Origin of the sequence: Enhydrobacter sp. (assembly GCF_030246845.1) — a bacterium.
GTDB lineage: Bacteria > Pseudomonadota > Alphaproteobacteria > Reyranellales > Reyranellaceae > Reyranella.
In genome coordinates, this window is record NZ_CP126889.1 from 816,111 (window position 1) to 834,893 (window position 18,783).

Sequence of the window (18,783 nt, forward strand, 5' to 3'; positions counted from 1 at the left end):
CTCGGAGCTGAGCGCGACCCATTGCGTCACGAGGCATGAGCTGCGTGCAAGGGCTCAGGCTGTTCGACCCGCATCACGGTCAGCTCGTGCTGACGGCCGTCGCGCGTCGTCCAGGTGATCGACTGGCCCGGCGACAGCCCGATGAGCGCCGCACCGATCGGCGTGAGGACGGAGATCCTTCCCTGAGAGATGTTCTCCTCGCCGGGAAAGACCAGCGTGACGCATCGCTGCTGGCCGTTATCGGAGCGGAACTCGACGGCGGATCCCATCCGGACGACATCGGACGGGACACAATCGGTGGCGACCACCTGCGCACGTTCCAGTTCGGACTGGAGCACGTCGGCAACCTCGGGCAAGCGCGCTTGCGCCGCTGCGGCGAGGCCGGCGAGACGTTTGTAGTCGATGTCGCTGACGATGATCTTCGGCTTGCGACGGTGGGGATTGAACTCGGTCATGACGGCGCTGCATTCCCTTTCAGTGGCGCGCACGCTCGCTCGGCGAAGAGCGGCGGCCGCCAATACGTTGACATATCGTTTCGTAGAAGCGCCTTGACAGACTCTGCGGCCCCGGAGTTCGAGGCGCACGTGACCGAACTCCCGGGGTTATGATCCCGTGATCAGAACAATCCGATCAAATGAGGTTCGAAGTCTGTCCATGCCGGTTACATTGGCCCGCCGGCGTGCTTTGTCAAGCCGCCGACCGGATGCGCATCTTCTCCAGATGCCGAGCCATTTGCTGCAACGTGGATTCCGGCTCTTCTTCCGGCAGAAAGATGAAATTGTAGACGTAGCGACCGAACCGTTCGCGGGCATGGAGGGGCGCCACGAGATCGGGGACATTGCCCGAATGCTGCATGTGCCGAATGGAGAAGCGTTCGAGCGGCTTCAGCACGTGGTTGTGCACGAAGTGGCCCGCGTAGCCGAGCGCCGAGAAATAGGTCCGCGCCCGATCGAGGCCGCCCGGCGACAGCCGCTCGTCGATTCGGACCACGAGCCGCGGCCGGTCGCGCCGGATGGTCTCGATTGCGCCGTCGAGCACGGCCTGTTCGTGGCCCTCCACGGAGATCTTCATGATGCCGACGCGGCCGCGATAGACATCGTCGAGCAGGTCGGTCGGCACATCGATGCTTCGACAGTTCAGATAGGTGGCCGCAGCATATGGCGACACGGTCGCGCAGCCATCGATAGCGACACCGTCGACCACCGGCACCCGCAGTTCGACTGTTCCTCGCCTGTCGGAGAGTGCCAATGCCTCGACCAGGACGCCCTGACGAAACTTGGCGCGCAGCGCTTCCGTCGATCTCGGCAACGGCTCGTAGGCGATGACGCGCCGCACATGCGGCCGCATGTAGTGGACGTAGGTTCCCTCGTCCGCCCCGACGTCGATGGCATCCGCATCGTGCCGGCAAAGGAACTTCAGGAGACGAAGCTCGACCTCGCCATAGCGGCCGAAGAAGCGGCTCTCCCGCCAATTGCGGATCGATCGGGGAAGGAGGGCGCGCAGCCCATCACGCGATGTCATGGTGCGCACTCGGACCATTCCGGCTGCTCACTTCGCGGCGACAGTCGGCGACAGACCTCCCTTCGCCACGCCGAGCGGCTCGGGTTCGGCAGCCGCGGGATCCGGCAGCCGGCTTGTCGTCGCCGCCAGGTGCCGCGAGAGGCGGCGGGCGACGAATCGCGCGCCGAACGCGAACCGCATGAGCGGGCCGAAGCTGTTGGCCGCGATCGGGCCCACGAAATAGAGGCCCGCGACGCTCGACTGGAAGTTGGCTGACAGGATCGGCGTGTCGTCCACGACAGCGACGGCCTGGGCGAGCGCGCGATCGATGAAGGCGAGTCGCTTGAGGCTCGGCCGATAGCCGGTGGCGGCGATCACGTGATCCGCCGCAACGGCGAGGCGAGTGCCGTCGCCGGCCATCAGCCCCAATCGCACCTTGTCGCCGTCTCGGCCGGCATCGGTCAGCTTGTGTGCGGTAAGCGTCTGGACGCGTTTGAAGCGGTCCGCCATGAACCACCCGCCGGCGGGCCCGAGATGGGTCCTCACCCATTTCAACCGTCTCGCCTCCGGCAAAAGATGGAAGACCGATGGCAGATTGGTGAAGAACCAGGATCGCCACGAGGGGCCGATGCCTGTCATCGGCTGCCGCAGCCGATCCGACAGCGGTCGCGGCAGGCGCATCCTGCTGTGGACCTCGATCTCGGGCCGCCGCGCCACGACACGAACCCTGGCGCCGGCCTCGTGCAGCAGCACGGCCACATCGACCGCCGACGAACCCGCGCCCAGAACAACGACATCCTGACCCTTGAAGCGCGCAAAATCGGTGTGCGCGGAGCTGTGCGATACGCACCCTTCGGGGAGATTCGCCAGGGCGCCCGGAAGGTGGCTGAAATGGCTGATGCCGACGGCCATCACGACCCGGCGCGCGCGGACGGTTTCGCCGTTGTCGAGCTGCAGCACGAAACCCTGCCGATCCCTGCCCAGCGCGGTGACCTTCGTCTCCTCGAGCATCGGCACGGCACGCCGCCGGAACGCGAGGCCGTACTCGCAGAAGGTCTGGAGCGAAACCGGCAGGCCGAGATCGGCGTAGGCCAAGCCCCTCTCGCGACAGTAGCTGCCAAGGGACAGCTTGCCCGCCGGGTCGTACAGGCTGGAGGCGAAACCTTCCGACTTGAGCTGCATGTCCCGTGGCATCTGAGTCAGCCAGCTTTCCATCGGCTTGCCGAATATCCGGAACGAGACGTCCCGGTTGGCCAGGTGCGATGCGAGCGACAAGCCATAGGGACCGGCACCCACGATGGCCACATCCGTCTGGCTAGACATGAATGACGTCCTTTCCACGAAGCGTCTGGGGACGGACCGCCGGTGGATCGACATCGGCCGACAGAGCGCGCCGGCGCGAAAGGCGCCACGGACTGCGCAACGCCTGCCGCACGAGCTGCACCCAGGTGAGCGGTTCGGGGGCGACGGGCTGACGATAGGCAGCGATGAACTCGGGTTCCTGCCAAGGTACGTCGTGATGGGCCGACTCCAGGAAGCCGCTGGCAGGATCGCGCCAGCTCTCCTGCGGAAAGAGAGCGACCGTGCGGGAGCTGATATTGGGTGTCGCGCGATGGCGCACCGCCGCGGACAGGCCTCTTGCAAGGGCTCCGATCATGTCGGACGAGGCATTCAGCGCGAGATGGCAGATCTGGGTCGGACGCTGGTTCATTTCGATGAGGTACGCGCGGCCGCTCGCAGTCTCGAGCATGAAGTCGAAACCGACGAAGCCGGAAAGGCCGAGGCGGCGCACGATATGGGCGGCGGCGCTTGCCATCTCCGGCGAATCGATCACGCGCACGACGGTGGCGGGACCGGTGGACTGGCTGGACTGCAGGACCTCGACGCTGAGGCCGGCGAGCACCTGCCCCCGGTCGCAGACGACGGCGCGATTGGCCGGTCGGCCTTCGATGTAATCCTGCACCGTGATGGTGGGCCGCGCACGACGGAAATGCTGCAAATAAGCGAGATCGAGCTTCCGCACGACTTGCCGCAGAGCGAATACGCGACCGCTGCGGGCACGGAGGTCGAGGAAAGTCCGCCTCGCTTCGGCTTCGTTCGCCACGATGCGAACACCCTCACCGCCCGACGTCTCGTCGCGCTTGATCACGAGGGGAAATCGCGCCGTGGCCATGCAGGCCGCCAATTGGCGCAAATCGCGGACAATCTCGGTCCTGGGCACCGACAGCCCTTCGTCCCGAGCAAGGGATACGAAGAGGCTCTTCTTTCGCGCGAACACGAACGAAGACGGCGCGCCGAGCGACGCTTCGATCAGCTTCGCCATCCGGTCGGGCTTGGCGCCGCGCCCGCGCAGCGCCCGCTCATAGAGCACCCGCAGCAAGTCGATCGCCGGTTCGTCGGCCGGCACCAACAAATCCGGCGAATGCCTTTCCACCGTGTGGCGGATGGTCCTCAGCGCCTCGCTGCGCGTACGGCCAAGGCGTTCGACCGTGACGGTGCACATCTTGAACAGAGCATGGTCGTCCGGCACCAGCGCCCGCACCTCGATCCCGCCGTCGGCCATCTCGAGGCAGAGTCGGGTCGTCGCCGGCCAGTGAACCGTGGCGACAACCGCAACACGCGGTCGCGACACACTGGACGGCGACGCTTTCCGGTATTGCCCTTCGTCTTCCTCGGGAGAGGCCAGATCAAGCATGCCTGTCACGCCCCACAACCCCTCATGCGCTCTGCGTTCACCCCAATACGGCGCATCAGGCATTCACTAGCATGGACCCGCACGTTTTCCCGTGTTTTTGATGTGGCAAAAGGGGGGGCGCATTTCATCGGCCGGAATCGGCGTCCTTCCGCTCTTGCACCGGCGGCTCGTTGTCCCGATCGTTGCGGAACGCCCAACGTAGGGAGAGCACTCAATGACCGCCGCCCAGCTCGACAGTCTCGTGACCTTGCTGCGCTCGCGGCCAGCGCCCGAGACCCGCGACGTCGCGCAGGCTCGTGCCCGCTTCGAGAAGCTGGCCGGCTTCCTGGGCGGCGCACCGGATGCACGGTGCGAAAAGGTCGATGCCGGCGGCGTGGCGGCGGAATGGATCATGGCGCCGGGCTGCGATCCCGGGCGTGCCGTCCTCTATCTCCACGGCGGTGGCTATGCCATCGGATCGATCAACACGCACCGCAGGCTCGCCTACGACATCTCCGCCGCGTCGGCGGCCGCCATTCTTGTGATCGATTATCGCCTCGCCCCGGAGCATCCCTTTCCTGCCGCCCTGGACGACGCCACGGCGGCATGGCGTTGGCTCGCGCAGCAAGGTTTTCCAGCGGGCCGACTCGCGATCGCGGGCGATTCGGCCGGAGGCGGGCTCACGATCGCCACCCTTGTTAATTTGCGCGACCGAAAGCTTGGTCTGCCGGCCTGTGCCGTCGCGATCTCGCCGTGGGTGGATCTCGAGGGTCTAGGCGACAGTATCACGGCGCGCGCAGAGCAGGATCCGATGGTGCAGAAGGACGGGCTGCTATGGATGGCCGGGATGTACCTCGATGGTCGTACCCCGAAAGCGCCACTGGCGGCGCCGCTTCATGCCGATCTCAAGGGGCTGCCGCCGGTCCTGGTGCGGCCGGCACGGCGGAGACGCTGCTCGACGATGCAACGCGCATCGCGGAAAAACTGCATGGCGCCGGCAACGACGTACGCCTGTCGATCTGGCCCAACATGCTGCATGTCTTCCCCCTGTTCGCGCCCATCCTCTCCGAAGGACGAGATGGCTGCGCCGAGATCGGCACCTTCATCCGCAACAGACTGGCCTGAGCCATGAAATTCGGAGTGACAGTCGCCCCGCGCGTTTCCGATTGGAAGCTGTTCGTCGAGCTCGAGGCGATGGGCTACGACTGTGCCTGGGCGGCCGATTCGCAGATGCTCTATTCGGACGCCTACGCGGTGCTGGCGCTCGCTGCGGCCAACACCTCGCGCATCCGCCTCGGCACTGGCGTGGCGGTGGCGCCGGTGCGGCTGGCCCCTGTCACCGCGCATTCCATCGCCACCGTCAACCAGCTCGCGCCGGGCCGTGTCTTCCTCGGCATCGGCACCGGCCACACGGCGATGCGCGTCATGGGGAAGGATCCCATGAAGGCCGGGCCATTCCGGGAGTATCTGCGCGTCCTGCGCGGCCTCCTGCATGGCGAGGAAGTGGACTACCTGCTCGACGGCGAGCGCCATGACATACGCTTCCTGCATCCCGACCGGGGCTTCATCGATGTCGCCCATGCGGTGCCGATCTACGTGGCGGCCGACGGCCCGCTGGCTCTCAAGACGGCCGGCGCCTACGGCGACGGACGGGTCTGCTCGCACAACCAGACGCGCAGCCGCCTGCAGAAGAGCCTCGATGTCATGCGCGAGGGCGCCGCCGCGGTCGGCCGCGCCCTGCCGGACGACTTCCATACGGCCGCTCTCACCTACGCCTGCGTGCTCGAGCCCGGCGAGAGCATGACATCGGACCGCGTGATCGACGCGGTCGGCCCGATGGCGGCGGCAACGCTGCACTACTGGTGGGAGCTCTACCAGAAGGATGGCGACACGAGCACCGTGGCCGGACGCTGCCGCAGTCTGTGGGAGGAGTATCTCGCTTTCACCGAGAAGATGGAGATGCCGCTCGCCAGGCGCTATCAGCAGGTCCACCTTGGTCATTGCGCCTTCCTGCCGCCGGAGGAACGGCGTTTCATCACCGAGGACCTGATCCGGGCCACCGGCGGCCTGGTCGGGACGCCCGACGAGATCATCGCCATGCTGCGCGAGCGCGAGGCGATGGGTCTCGACGAGGTGACCCTCTTGCCGGCGATGGCCGAGGCGCGGCGCAACCTCGGCGACTTCGCCGCGACGGTGATCGCCCGGTATTGAGGCAGTGGCAAGTCGCGGTGGCGCGCTCTACCCTCGAGACAGGCAAAAGAGGGCAACCGCCATGACGACAATCGATGCTTTCCGCGAGAGCGTGTCGGCCGCGGCGCCGCCGCCTGGGCTGGCACTCCCCCTGCAGGCGCTGTGGTGGGTGCGGCATGGCGATTGGGATCGGGCGCACGAATGCGTCCAGCAATGCGAAGGCAACCAGGACTGCGATTGGGTGCACGCCCATTTGCATCGGCAGGAAGGCGATATGGCGAATGCCGGCGGATGGTACCGTCGTGCCGGCCGGCCTGTGTCGGACCTTTCGCTGCCGGACGAATGGACGCTCATCGCGACGGAAATGCTGTCGCGACAATAGGGACAATAGGAAGGTCGTCGGCTACACGTCCGGCCATTCGGGTTGTGCGTCACGCGCTCGCGGCGGGCTCGGCGAGGCGAGCTCCTCGTCGATGAAGTCCATCCGATCCTTGCCCCAGAACATCTCCTCGCCCACGAAGAAGGTGGGCGCGCCGAAAACACCGCGCTGCAGCGCCTTGTCCGTCTCCGAGGCAAGCTCGCCACGAATCTCGGCCCCGTCGAGAAGGGCGACGAAGCGTTCAGGATCGACGCCCAGCTTGGCGGCGACAGGGCGCAGCCCGGCGATCTCTCCCACCGAGGCGTCGTCGCGCTCCCAGTAAGCCGAGAAGATCTCCTCCATGAATTCCCACTCCCTGCCGAAGCGTCGCATGGCGAGCGCACCGCGCAGGGCAGCGCTGGTCTTCATCGGAAACTTGGTCGGCATGCGGAAAGGCAGACCATGGCGTCTCGCCCAGCGCATCAGGTCGATCCTGCGGTTGCGCAGCTTGGCCTTCGGCTCCTCCATCAGCACGTAGTTCTGCTTGCGGAAGACATAGCCGAGATTGAAGGGGTGCGGCACGACCGTTGCGCCGTGCTTTCGCGCCACCGGCTTGATCAGATGGAGGGCAAAGTAGCTGTTGGTGCTGCCGAGGTCCCAGTGGAACTCGATGGTCTTGCTCATCGGCCTGTCGAAGTCCGTTTCATGCGGCCTTTGCCCCGTCCAGCTCCTCGGCGCCGACCCGCAGCCGCGGGATCAGCTCGCGGCCGAAGTCGACGGCATCCTCGAAAGGGTCGAAACCGCGGAGCAGGAACGAGTGGACGCCGAGCTTGTAGTATTCCAGCAGAGCCCGTGCCACCTGCTCGGGCGTGCCGACCAGGCAGGAGGTATTGCCCACCGCGCCTGTCGCCTCGGCAATCGGCATCCACAGCCGCTCGTCATGGGTCTCGCCCTTCGCCGCGAAGTCGAGCAGGCGGCGGGCCGACTGAGCGAGCGGCTTCCGGGCATTGCCGAAGCCCGTTGGATCGCCCGGCTTCCGGATCGAGGCCAAAATCCGCCGTGCGCGATCCCACGCTGCTCCCTCGGTGGCGGCAAGGATGGGCCGGAACGACATATTGAAAGCAGGTGTGCGGCCGTAAGCTGCGGCGCGCGCCCGGAATTCGGCGATTCGCTCGGCCGTCGCCGCAAGCGGCTCGCCGAACGCCGCGAACACATCGCAATGCTTCGCACCCATCGCCAGCGCCCCTTCGGACGAACCGCCGAAGAACAGCGGCGGGTGCGGCTTTCGCAACGGCCGGACGTCGGAATGGGCTCCCTGGACATGGTAGAATTCGCCGGCGAAGTCGAACCGCTGCTCGCTCGTCCAGGCGAGCTTCATCACCTCGAGATACTCCGCGGCGCGTCGATAGCGCTCTTCCTTCGGCGCAAAATCGCCGTCGCCATGCTGCTCGGCGTCGCTCGCCCCGGAGATGACATGGAGTGCGAGGCGTCCACCGGTGAGATGGTCGAAGGTCGCGATCTTACGCGCCGCCAGGGTCGGCGCAACGAAGCCCGGCCGATGGGCGATCAGGAAGCCGAGGCGGCCGGTATGGTGCGCGGCATACTGGGCGACGAGGAAGCCTTCGGCCGACGAGGCCGTGTAGCCGACCAGCACGAGATCGAATCCCGCCGCTTCGTGCGCCTGGGCAAACGCCGCCAGATAGGAGGGCGATATGCCACCCTTGATGACATGGACCGTGGCGTCGCCGGCAGGCGGCGCCACGCCGATCATGCCGATCACCCGTACAGGCATCCGGCCGCCCTCAATCGGTGGCGATCTTGGACACGTCGCCCGGCGCGACGCCGAGCGCGGCGGCCACCCCCTTGCCGTAGGCCGGATCGGCCTTGAGGCAGTTCCCGATGTGCCGGGCCTTGATCCCGTCGGGCACGCCGGCCATCGCGCGGCCGGTATTGGCGAAAAGCGCCTGCTGTTGCCCGGGCGTCATCAGCCGGAACAACGCGCCGGGCTGCGAGAAATAGTCGCTGTCCTCGCGGTGGTTCCAGTGGTCGGCCGCGCCTTCGATCGACAGCGGCGGCTCGCGGAAGTCGGGCTGTTCCTGCCACTGGCCGAAGCTGTTCGGCTGATAGCCGACCGTGCCGCCGTAGTTGCCATCGACGCGCATCTGGCCGTCGCGGTGATAGCTGTGCACCGGACAACGGGCGGCATTGACCGGAATCAGATGATGGTTGACGCCGAGCCGGTAGCGTTGCGCGTCGCCGTAGGAGAACAGACGCGCCTGCAGCATCTTGTCGGGCGAGAAGCCGATGCCCGGCACGACGTTGGCCGGATTGAAGGCCGACTGCTCGACCTCGGCAAAGAAGTTCTCGGGATTGCGATCGAGCTCCATCACGCCGACATCGATCAAGGGATAGTCCTTGTGCGGCCATACCTTCGTGAGATCGAACGGGTTGTACGGCACCTTCGAGGCATCCTTCTCGGGCATGACCTGGATCTTCAGCGCCCACTTCGGGAACTCCTTCTTCTCCAGCGACTCGTAGAGATCGCGCTGATGGCTTTCGCGGTCCTTGCCGATGATCGCTTCCGCTTCGGCATCGGTCAGGTTCCGGATGCCCTGCTGGCAGCGGAAGTGGAACTTGACCCAGAAGCGCTCGTTGTCGCGATTGATGAAGCTGAAGGTATGGCTGCCGAACCCGTGCATATGGCGGTAGCTCGCCGGAATGCCGCGATCGCTCATCACGATCGTGACCTGGTGCAGCGCCTCCGGCAGCGAGGTCCAGAAGTCCCAGTTGTTCCGCGCGCTGCGCATGTTCGTCCGCGGATCGCGCTTCACCGCATGATTGAGATCTGGGAATTTCAGCGGATCGCGCAGGAAGAAGACCGGCGTGTTGTTGCCGACCATGTCCCAGTTGCCTTCCTCGGTATAGAACTTGACGGCGAAGCCGCGGATGTCGCGCTCGGCGTCGGCGGCGCCCCGTTCGCCCGCGACCGTCGTGAAGCGCGCAAACAGGTCGGTCTTCTTGCCGACCGCAGAGAAGATCTTCGCCCGCGTATACTTCGTAATGTCGTGGGTAACGGTGAAGGTCCCGTAGGCGCCGGATCCCTTGGCATGCATGCGCCGCTCCGGGATGACCTCGCGGTCGAAGTGGGCGAGCTTCTCGAGCAGCCAGACGTCCTGGAGCAGCAGCGGTCCGCGCCGGCCGGCGGACATCGAGTTCTGATTGTCGACGACGGGCGCGCCCGCCGCGGTGGTCAGCTTGTTCTCGGTCATGTGTGCACCCCTCTTCCTGAACGACGGAAGAAATCTGCGCCCCGGTCCCCGGCCTGTCAATTAATTTAGAATTATTCTAAAATGAGGGGCTAGAGACCGGACTTCAGCGACGCCAGTACCAGCTCGACGACCTCGTCGCTGTGGTACGGCTTGTTCAGGAAGGCGCGATCACGGTAGCGCGGCGGCATGAGCGCACTCGACTGACCGGAGATGAAGACAAAGGGGATGCGCTGCGCGGCAAGTGCATCGGCCAGCGGAAACGCCGTCTCGCTGTTGCGCAGGGTGACGTCCAGCAGCGCGGTCTCGATGGCCCGGTCGGCCATCAGGTCGTAGGCCCCCTGCACCGACGCGACCGGCCCGACGACCGCGGCCCCCGCCTCCTCCAGGATCGACGCAAGCTCGAACGCAATCTCGGCATTGTCCTCGACCACAAGGACCGTCCGCCCGGCAAGCGGCTTCGAGGCTGGCGCCGCTTCCGGCGTCCGCCCCTCCCCGTCGGTATCGCGACGGCTCATGATCGCTTCGTCCCGGCGCGCCGAATGGCCGCCGCAATCAGGCCGCATGCCTCTTCGACGTCACCCCAGCCCAGCAGCCTGACCCATTTGCCGGGCTCGAGATCCTTGTAATGGACGAAGAAGTGCTCGATCTGCTGGCGCGTGATCTCCGGCAGGTCCTTGTAGCTCTTCACATGGATGTAGCGCTGGGTGATCTGTGAGGTCGGCACGGCGATGATCTTCTCGTCGCCGCCGCCGTCGTCCTCCATCCTGAGCACGCCGAGCGGCCGCACGTTCATGACGGCCCCGGGGATGATCGGCCGGGTGTTGGCGATCAACACGTCGATCGGATCGCCGTCATCCGACAGCGTGTGCGGCACGAAACCGTAGTTCCCGGGATAACGCATGGGCGTGTACAGGAAGCGGTCGACCACTAGCGTTCCCGCCGCCTTGTCCATCTCGTACTTGATGGGCTCGCCGCCGATCGGGACCTCGATGAGGACATTGACGTCGTCGGGCGGATTGCGGCCAATGGCGATGGCGTCGAGATTCATGCACGGGTCCTGATCGCAACGGAGAGCCTGTCAGGATGCCCTCTCGTGCTCCAAAAGGAAACCGCCTGCACGGCGCCGGTTCCGTCGCCTCATTTTGGATCGCCTCATTTTACAAGGGGCATGCGGATAGAAATAATTGGCCGCTATGACCGAAACCCTGTCCGCGCGCAGCTTTCTGATCGCCGACGACCATCCGATGGTCCGCGATGCGCTGAGCACCGTCCTGTCGCAAAGCTTCCCGGGCGCAGTCATCGGTCTCGCCGGCAGCCTTGCCGAGACGCAGGCGGCGCTGGAGCATCAGCCCGACACCGACGCCTTGCTGCTCGACCTCGACATGCCCGGCATGGAGGGCCTGACGGGCCTGGCCCTCCTGCGTTCGGATTGGCCGACCGTGCCGATTATCGTCGTCTCCGCGGCGCGCGACGCCGCCATCGCACGGCGCACGCACGACCTCGGCGCTTCGGCTTATGTCGAAAAGTCGGCCTCGCTCGAGGAGATCGCGGCCACCGTGCGCGCGGTGCTCGACGGCGAGATCATCGCGCCACCCGAGGCCGGCGCGGGCGACAGCTTCGCCCAGCGCGCCACCCAGCTCACGCCGCAGCAATGGCGCGTGCTGGCGCTGATGGTGCAGGGCGACCAGAACAAGCAGATCGCCTACAAGCTCGGGGTGGGCGAAGCGACAGTCAAGGCACACGTCACGGTGATCCTGCGCAAGCTCGGCGTGCGCTCGCGCACGCAGGCCGTCATCGAAGCGCGCAGTCTGTCGCTGCCGACGACCTGAAGATCCTCGCTGTCACACGACGGCCGCAGAGCGTTCCCGCATGCGCAACAGTGCCCGCAGCGCGGCGGGCTTCACCGGCTTGTGCAACAGATCGACTTGCTGCGCGCGCGCGCGCAGGCGCAGCATCGGCTCGCGGTCGGCGGTGACGAGGGCGGCCGGCACGGTCCGGCCCCAATGCCGGCGCAGGGCTTCGATCACCGCGAGGCCGTTGGGCTTTCCGTCGCTTCCGCCATCGAGGTGGAGGTCGGCCAGCACGAGATCGGGCAGGCGACCCGCGTCCGCAATGCGGTCGAGCGCCTCGGCCTCGCAGGCTGCCGTGGCGACCTTGCAGCCCCAACCGCCGAGCAGCGTCGCCATCGCCTCGCGCACCCGCGCCTCGTCGTCTATGCAGAGCACGAAGCTTTCCGCCTCCAGCGCCGGCGCCGGCAGCGGTGCCGACGCCGCCGCAGGCATCGTCTCGACCGATGGGGCGCGCGGCACCAGCACCGAAAAAGTCGAGCCGCGGCCGGGCGCCGAGTCGATGCGCACCGGCAGGTCCAGCATGCGTGCGACGCGCTCGACGATGGCGAGGCCAAGCCCCAGCCCGCGCTCCTCGCGGGCCAGCTCGACCTCGGGCTGCAGGCGCACGAACTCCTCGAAGATCATGGCCTGCTTGTCGGCGGCGATGCCGGGGCCGTTGTCCTTCACCTCGATGCGCAGACGGTCGCCCTCACGGCGACAGCCCAGCAGCACCCGCTGCGGCCGGCCCTCGGCGCGGCCGTAACGCAGCGCATTGGACAGCAGGTTTTGCAGGATACGACGCAGGAAGGCCGGATCCGTGGTGACGAAAGCGCGAGTAGGCACCACGACGAGCTGGATGTCGCGCCGCGCCGCGACCGCCGCGAACGCGGTCGCCAGCGACTCGAACATGGGCCCCAGCGCGAAGCCCCGCGCCTCCGGCTTGAATGCGCCGGCATCGAGCTTCGAGATGTCGAGCAGCGCGTCGAGCAGCGACTCGACGGCGCCGAGGCTGGTATCGATCTTGGCGCCAAGATCGTTGCCGGGGTCGCGGTCCATCATCGCCGCGGTGAATAGACGCGCGGCATGCAACGGCTGCAGCAAGTCGTGGCTCGCGGCCGCGATGAAGCGGGTCTTGCCGAGATTGGCCGCCTCCGCCTCGGCCCGGCTCGCCTCCAGTTCGGCCGTTCGCTCGATCACGCGCTGTTCCAGCGTTTCAGCCGCCTGGCGCAGACGGCGGTCGCTCTCGCGCAGGGCCTCGGCGGTGCGCACGCGTGAGGTCACATCGTTGCAGGTCGCGACGAACCCGCCGTTAGGGAGTGGGTCGAGCCGGAGCTCGACCACGCGACCCTCGCGCGTCGTGATCTCGTGCGTCTGCGGCACCGGGGGCCGGCACAGCAGCGCCACGATTTCGGGCGCGCCGCCGAACCAGAGCGGCGAAGCGCCTACCGCGACCGCCTCGCCGTCGAGCGACAGCAGCGTGGTGAAGCGATCGTTGAAGATCTCGAGATTGCCATGGCGGTCGAAGGCGGCGATGCCCATCCCGACATGGTCGAGGGTGTTGCGCAGGATCTCGTAGTTGTAGCGGATCGCTTCCGAGGCCTCGTCGATCAAGGCGCGCGCGCTGCGCGGCAGCAGCCGGCCGCGGCGACCGAAGGCGGCAACCACGACCCGGGCCGACGCCGCGCCCAGCGTGCCCGACAGGACACGCTCGGTGCGCTGCAGCGCAGTCTCGGCCGAGAGCGGTTCGCGGCCCAGCGCCCGCTCGGCGCGCTCGAGGCCGACGAACCGCGCCAGCAGCTCGCGCAATTCCTCCAGTCGCTGCGCGTCGGCCGGCATCTGCGTGCCGGCCTCCGCGGGTTCGGCGCCGACCACGAAGGCATGCGCCTGCTCCGCATCGGCGCCGCGCGCCCGCATCAGCAGCGAGACGACCGCCAGCAGCAACGTGTTCGCGACGATGCCTGCGACGAAGCCCTGCCCCACGGGATCGAGCCCATCGAGGGGAGCGGGTAGCCAGGCCTTGAGCGGCATCTCCTGGGCGCCGCCCGCCTCCTGGTGCAGCGTCGGCAGAAGGAGCGCGTACAGCCAGACGACGAAGCCGCCGGCGAGTCCCGCCACCACGCCCCAGCGATGGGCGCGACGCCAGTAGAGGCCGAGCACGAGGCCCGGCGCCAGATTGGCCACGGCACAGAAGCTGATCAGGCCGATCGAGGCGAGTGGCAGGATGCCCGACACGATGCGCTCGTAGGCGTAGGCCGCCATCAGGATCAGCACGACGGCGGCGCGACGCACGAACACCACGAGCGGTCCCATCTCGCCGCGCCGCACCGCCTGGTGGCGCAGCAGATAAGGCATCAGCAGCTCGTTGCCGATCATGCCCGACAGCGCCATGCAGGCCACCGCAACCATCGACGTCGCGGCGGACAGACCGCCCAGGAAGACGAAGGCCGACAGCCAGTTGGCGCCATGCTCGAGCGGCAGCCGCAGCACGTAGAGATCGGGATTGAACTGTGTGCCGAGCAGCAGCAGGCCGGCCGCCGCGATCGGAATGACGAAGAGATTGATCAGCACCAGATAGCTGGGAAAGAGCCAGCGTGCCGTCTGCAGGCTCCTGACATGGCCGTGCTCGACGACCGCGACATGGAACTGCCGCGGCAGGCAGAGGAAGGCCATGGCCGACAGCAACGACGTCACGACCCAGGTGACGGGCGATCCTTCCTGCAGGACCCGTTCGGCCACAGCCGGCTGCTCGACGAGTCTGGCCCAGAGATCGGCCGGACCGTCGAACAGCACGTACAGCACGAAGGGGCCGACCGCGACGAGCGCGACCAGCTTCACCACCGATTCGAAGGCAATCGCCATCATCATGCCGCGATGCTGCTCGGAGGCCGAGACATGCCGCACGCCGAACAGGATGGTGAAGACCGCCATCAGCGCCGCCACGATCAGGGCGGTATCGGTATGGATGGCGCTGAAGTGCCGATCCGGCCTCAAGGTGGGATCGACGATCGCGCTGAACGACGAGGACACCGCCTGGAGCTGGAGCGCGATATAGGGCAGCACGCCCACGGTCGCGAACAGGGTCGCGGTCACGCCGACCGCGCGGCTCTTGCCGTAGCGCGAGGCGAGGAAGTCGGCGATCGAGGTGACATTGTGCTGCTTGGCCAGCCGCACCATCTTGCGCAGGAGCGGAAAGCCCACCGTCATCATCAGCACCGGGCCGGTGTAGATCAGCAGGTAGTCGAAACCCGTGGCGCTCGCTCGCCCCACACCGCCATAGAAGGTCCAGGACGTGCAGTAGATGGCGAAGGAGAGGCCGTAGACCGCCGGCGCCATGGTGCCACTCGCCGACCAGGCGCGCTGCCGCCGGTCGCCGACATAAGCCACGGCGAACAGCAGCCCGAGATAGGCCAGCGACAGGGCGAGGACCACCGATTCGGCGAGCATCGCCCGCATTGAACCAAGCCCCCCGGGTCGCTACAAGGCTCGCCTTCCCGTCCCCACCCCGTCTGGAGCCTGAAGGAGCCCGCAATGGCTGCGTACCAGTACATCTACGTCATGAAAGGTCTCAGCAAGACCTACCCGGGCGGCAAGCAGGTGCTGAAGGACATCTGGCTGTCCTTCTTCCCGGGCGCCAAGATCGGCGTGCTGGGCCTGAACGGCGCCGGCAAGTCCACCCTGCTCAGGGTCATGGCCGGCCAGGACGACAATTTCACCGGCGAGGCCTGGGCGGCCGAGGGCGCGAAGGTGGGGCTGCTCGAGCAGGAGCCCAAGCTCGACCCCAAGAAGGACGTGCTGGGCAACGTCATGGACGGTGCCGGCGACATGGCGAGGATGCTGGCGCGCTTCGAGGAGGTCTCGAACGCTTTCTCCGACCCCGACGCCGACATGGACAAGCTGATCGCCGAGCAGGCCGAGCTGCAGGAGAAGATCGACGCCGGCAACGGCTGGGACCTGCAGCGCACGGTCGAGATCGCGATGGATGCGCTGCGCTGCCCGCCCGGTGATGCCGACGTCGAGAAGCTGTCGGGCGGCGAGCGTCGCCGCGTCGCGCTTTGCCGGCTGCTGCTCAGCAAGCCCGACATGCTGCTGCTCGACGAGCCGACCAACCATCTCGATGCCGAGTCGGTGGCCTGGCTCGAGCGGCATCTCAAGGAGTTCCCCGGCACGGTCGTCGCAGTGACCCACGACCGCTACTTTCTCGACAATGTCGCCGGCTGGATCCTCGAGCTCGACCGCGGCCAGGGCATCCCTTGGGAAGGCAACTATACCTCTTGGCTCAAGCAGAAGGAGCAGCGGCTGGCGCAGGAGGAGAAGGCGGCCGACGCCCGTCGCCGCACGCTGCAGCGCGAACTGGAGTGGATGGGTCAGTCGCCGCAGGCGCGGCGCTCCAAGAGCAAGGCGCGCATCTCGGCCTACAACCAGATGATCGAGGAGGAACAGAAGGCAACGCTCGACACGGCGCAAATCGTGATCCCGCCGGGACCGCGCCTGGGAGACCACGTTATCAAGGCGGAGAAGATCTCCAAGGGGTTCGGCGACCGGCTGCTGATCGACGACCTCTCCTTCAGCCTGCCGCCGGGCGGCATCGTGGGCGTAATCGGCCCCAACGGCGCCGGCAAGACGACGCTGTTCAAGATGATCACCGGCCAGGAGACGCCCGACTCGGGCGCCTTCTCCGTCGGGCCGACGGTCAAGCTCGGCTATGTCGACCAGAGCCGCGAGACGCTCGACCCGAACAAGACCGTGTGGGAGGAGCTGTCGGGCGGTCTCGATATCATCAAGCTCGGCAACCGCGAGGTCCCGAGCCGCGCCTATTGCGGCTCGTTCAACTTCAAGGGCGCCGACCAGCAGAAGAAGGTGGGCCAGCTCTCGGGCGGCGAACGCAACCGCGTCAACCTCGCCAAGATGTTGAAGAGCGGCGCCAACGTGCTGCTGCTCGACGAGCCGACCAACGACCTCGACGTCGACACGCTGCGCGCGCTCGAGGAGGCGCTGGTCGATTTCGCCGGCTGCGCCGTTATCATCAGCCACGACCGCTGGTTCCTCGACCGCATCGCCACCCACATGCTGGCCTTCGAGGGCGACAGCCACGTCGAATGGTTCGAGGGCAACTACCAGGACTACGAGGCCGACCGTCACCGCCGTCTCGGCACCGATGCCGACCAGCCCCACCGCATCAAGTACAAGCCGCTGGTGAGGAAATAGACCGTCGGGGCCGACTGGATACCGCGTCTGGACAGCCGGCCGAGACAGGGCCCCGATCGGCCGTTTACGGCATCCGCGGCCAGCTTCGACTATCGAAGGATGCAACCTGATAGTTCGGATCGATCGTGCAGTCGCCGCGATACGTCTCGTGTTCCGTCCGGCAAAGCTCGAGCACCGACTGTGCCGAGGGACGCTCGTCCTTGCCGATCCACGCCAGCAGCGCGTCCATCATCGCCGGATAGAGCGGCGACGACAGCTTGCTGTGAACATGCTCGCGCGCAAACACCTGCACCAGGAGACGTCCGTTTCCGGCCTGCCCGATGATCTCCCGGTACGCCGCCTCGTTCTCCACGGCCGCGGTCGGATCGCCGATCGCATGGAGCGTGAGCACCGGAATCGTGATCTGGCCGGTGGGGTCGCTGTCATACTTCAATAGTGCACGCGCCTCGGGATCGGCAGCGACGCGCGGCACGTCGCGATTCAACTTCGCGTCGTCGGACGATCCCTTGTAGACAACGCCGATATTCCCAAACGGGCTCCTGCCGCCTGTGATGTGCTCGGCGATGTCGCGAAACAGGAATGTCGCCCACGACAGGTGTGAAAACATCGCATGCTCGGGGATTCGCGTGATCTTCGCCATTTCAGTCAGGGCCAGCTTCTGCCGCGCGCTGCGTCGGTCGGGAGGAAGGTTCTCCCCGGTGCAGGCGTCGAACCGCGCGCGCAGTTCCTTGCGAGACATCGTCGACGCTGCCGGCAATCCGATTCCCAGATTGTATGCCGGCTCGTCTGGCCTCGGATGAGTGCCGCAATAGTACTGGAACAGCGCTCGCAGATCGATGCGCGGATTGTAGGTTCGCGTTGCGCCCGCGATGACCCCGCTGGTGAGCAGCGCGCCGTCATAGTTCCGGGTGCCGTCCGGCGAGATCGCATACAGCTCGATGACGCGCGCCGCGACATCGCCGCCCCACGATTGTCCATGCACGATGATGAGCCGCGGCTTGCCGAACCTGGCAATGAATGCCTTGCGGGCGCTCTCGATATCTTCCGCGGCCATTCGCGCGCCGTAGCCGGGCCTGCGGTAGCTCGCGGCAACGAGGGCGTGGCCCTGCCCGACGAATTCGGAGAATCGTTTGAGGTCGTTGTCGCTATAGTCCGGCGTGATGGGCGCGAGGCGCGGACCGCCATGGGCATGCACCACCAGAACGCCGCTCCATTTTCGAGGTACCGCTGCCAGGATGTAGGAGCCGTTGGCGTCTTGGCCGCGATAGCAATCCACGTCGGGGATCGTCATCGGGCAGGAAACGGCCGAAAAGGGCTGAGATGCGTGCGCCGCCCACGCCAATGCCAAGGAGGCCGCCAGGAACACAAGGACAATGCGCATGAGCCGGTCCCTACGGCGGCCTACGAGCGGCGCGCGCGCTGGCGACGGCGCTCCTCGCCCAGCGCGAGAAGGCGCTCCCGGTCGGTCGGATCGACGCGGCCGTAGCGAGCGCGCCAGCCGGGATCGTCCTCTTTCCAGAGAAACGGTGCCTTCGCCGTCGTTCTCGGGCGCCGGGCGGACTCGAGCAAGCCGAGCGCCTGACGGACGATCGCCTTCTGCATGTCCCGGCGCCATGGATGGCCGCAGGGATTGCCGAGCGGAAAGTCGGTGAACAGGAAGCGTGGCACGCCGCAATGTTCGACCACGTCGAGCGCCGATCCGATGATCACGGTCGGGATACGGTTGGCCTCGAGGTGACGGGCGACCAAACTCACGGT

The 18,783-nt window shown here is 66.7% G+C and carries 17 protein-coding genes; 5 read left to right on the top strand and 12 right to left on the bottom strand.

The window, feature by feature from the left end; all coding sequences use genetic code 11:
* Positions 1-26: 26 nt before the first annotated feature.
* The 4 genes from rnk to OJF58_RS04315 form a co-directional block, all read right to left on the bottom strand.
* A complete protein-coding gene (gene rnk / locus OJF58_RS04300) occupies positions 27-455 on the bottom strand; it encodes a nucleoside diphosphate kinase regulator (RefSeq protein ID WP_300781873.1) in 429 nt (142 codons plus the stop codon).
* A gap of 232 nt (positions 456-687) precedes the next feature.
* Positions 688-1,521, bottom strand: coding sequence for an FkbM family methyltransferase (locus OJF58_RS04305; protein ID WP_300781875.1), 834 nt, complete (start codon positions 1,519-1,521; stop codon positions 688-690).
* 27 nt (positions 1,522-1,548) lie between these two features.
* Positions 1,549-2,823, bottom strand: coding sequence for an NAD(P)-binding domain-containing protein (locus tag OJF58_RS04310; protein ID WP_300781877.1), 1,275 nt, complete (start codon positions 2,821-2,823; stop codon positions 1,549-1,551).
* Positions 2,816-4,195 (bottom strand): ATP-grasp domain-containing protein, encoded by a 1,380-nt coding sequence (locus tag OJF58_RS04315; RefSeq protein WP_300785161.1) that lies wholly within the window; start codon positions 4,193-4,195, stop codon positions 2,816-2,818. The genes OJF58_RS04310 and OJF58_RS04315 overlap by 8 nt, the downstream gene beginning before the upstream one ends.
* A gap of 214 nt (positions 4,196-4,409) precedes the next feature.
* Between OJF58_RS04315 and OJF58_RS04320 the strand changes: the two genes are divergently transcribed.
* From OJF58_RS04320 to OJF58_RS04330, 3 genes are all read left to right on the top strand, one after another.
* Entirely contained in the window at positions 4,410-5,306 is an 897-nt protein-coding gene (locus tag OJF58_RS04320; protein ID WP_300781879.1) for an alpha/beta hydrolase, read from the top strand.
* 8 nt (positions 5,307-5,314) lie between these two features.
* Positions 5,315-6,385 (top strand): LLM class flavin-dependent oxidoreductase, encoded by a 1,071-nt coding sequence (locus OJF58_RS04325; RefSeq protein WP_300781880.1) that lies wholly within the window; start codon positions 5,315-5,317, stop codon positions 6,383-6,385.
* A gap of 61 nt (positions 6,386-6,446) precedes the next feature.
* Complete coding sequence (locus OJF58_RS04330; RefSeq protein ID WP_300781881.1) at positions 6,447-6,746, top strand: hypothetical protein; 300 nt, start codon at positions 6,447-6,449, stop codon at positions 6,744-6,746.
* Positions 6,747-6,767: 21 nt separating this feature from the next.
* Here OJF58_RS04330 and OJF58_RS04335 read toward each other — a convergent pair whose 3' ends face one another.
* The 5 genes from OJF58_RS04335 to ppa all read right to left on the bottom strand — a co-directional run bounded on the left by OJF58_RS04335 (position 6,768) and on the right by ppa (position 11,039).
* The gene (locus OJF58_RS04335; protein WP_300781882.1) at positions 6,768-7,406 is read right to left on the bottom strand and encodes a 2-hydroxychromene-2-carboxylate isomerase; all 639 of its coding nucleotides are present in this window, start codon (positions 7,404-7,406) and stop codon (positions 6,768-6,770) included.
* Positions 7,407-7,425: 19 nt separating this feature from the next.
* A complete protein-coding gene (locus tag OJF58_RS04340) occupies positions 7,426-8,514 on the bottom strand; it encodes an LLM class flavin-dependent oxidoreductase (protein WP_300781883.1) in 1,089 nt (362 codons plus the stop codon).
* A 10-nt stretch (positions 8,515-8,524) separates the two neighbouring features.
* Positions 8,525-9,991 (bottom strand): catalase, encoded by a 1,467-nt coding sequence (locus tag OJF58_RS04345; protein WP_300781884.1) that lies wholly within the window; start codon positions 9,989-9,991, stop codon positions 8,525-8,527.
* A gap of 89 nt (positions 9,992-10,080) precedes the next feature.
* Positions 10,081-10,506, bottom strand: coding sequence for a response regulator (locus OJF58_RS04350; RefSeq protein ID WP_300781885.1), 426 nt, complete (start codon positions 10,504-10,506; stop codon positions 10,081-10,083).
* Positions 10,503-11,039, bottom strand: coding sequence for an inorganic diphosphatase (ppa, locus tag OJF58_RS04355; RefSeq protein WP_300781886.1), 537 nt, complete (start codon positions 11,037-11,039; stop codon positions 10,503-10,505). Before ppa ends, OJF58_RS04350 begins: the two co-directional genes overlap by 4 nt.
* Positions 11,040-11,184: 145 nt before the next feature.
* Between ppa and OJF58_RS04360 the strand changes: the two genes are divergently transcribed.
* Complete coding sequence (locus OJF58_RS04360) at positions 11,185-11,820, top strand: response regulator transcription factor (protein ID WP_300781887.1); 636 nt, start codon at positions 11,185-11,187, stop codon at positions 11,818-11,820.
* Positions 11,821-11,832: 12 nt separating this feature from the next.
* Here the strand turns inward: OJF58_RS04360 and OJF58_RS04365 are convergent, their stop codons facing one another.
* Entirely contained in the window at positions 11,833-15,273 is a 3,441-nt protein-coding gene (locus OJF58_RS04365) for an ATP-binding protein (protein WP_300781888.1), read from the bottom strand.
* A 75-nt stretch (positions 15,274-15,348) separates the two neighbouring features.
* On the opposite strand from OJF58_RS04365, the gene ettA reads away from it, so the two are divergent.
* Positions 15,349-17,025 (top strand): energy-dependent translational throttle protein EttA, encoded by a 1,677-nt coding sequence (gene ettA, locus OJF58_RS04370; protein WP_300781889.1) that lies wholly within the window; start codon positions 15,349-15,351, stop codon positions 17,023-17,025.
* A gap of 64 nt (positions 17,026-17,089) precedes the next feature.
* Here the strand turns inward: ettA and OJF58_RS04375 are convergent, their stop codons facing one another.
* Together OJF58_RS04375 and OJF58_RS04380 are read right to left on the bottom strand one after the other, a co-directional pair.
* On the bottom strand, positions 17,090-18,406 hold the full coding sequence (locus tag OJF58_RS04375) for a hypothetical protein (RefSeq protein ID WP_300781890.1): 1,317 nt from the start codon (positions 18,404-18,406) through the stop codon (positions 17,090-17,092).
* A gap of 20 nt (positions 18,407-18,426) precedes the next feature.
* Positions 18,427-18,780 carry a hypothetical protein gene (locus OJF58_RS04380; RefSeq protein ID WP_300781892.1) on the bottom strand — a complete coding sequence of 118 codons (354 nt, stop codon included), beginning with the start codon at positions 18,778-18,780 and terminating at the stop codon, positions 18,427-18,429.
* Positions 18,781-18,783 lie beyond the last annotated feature (3 nt).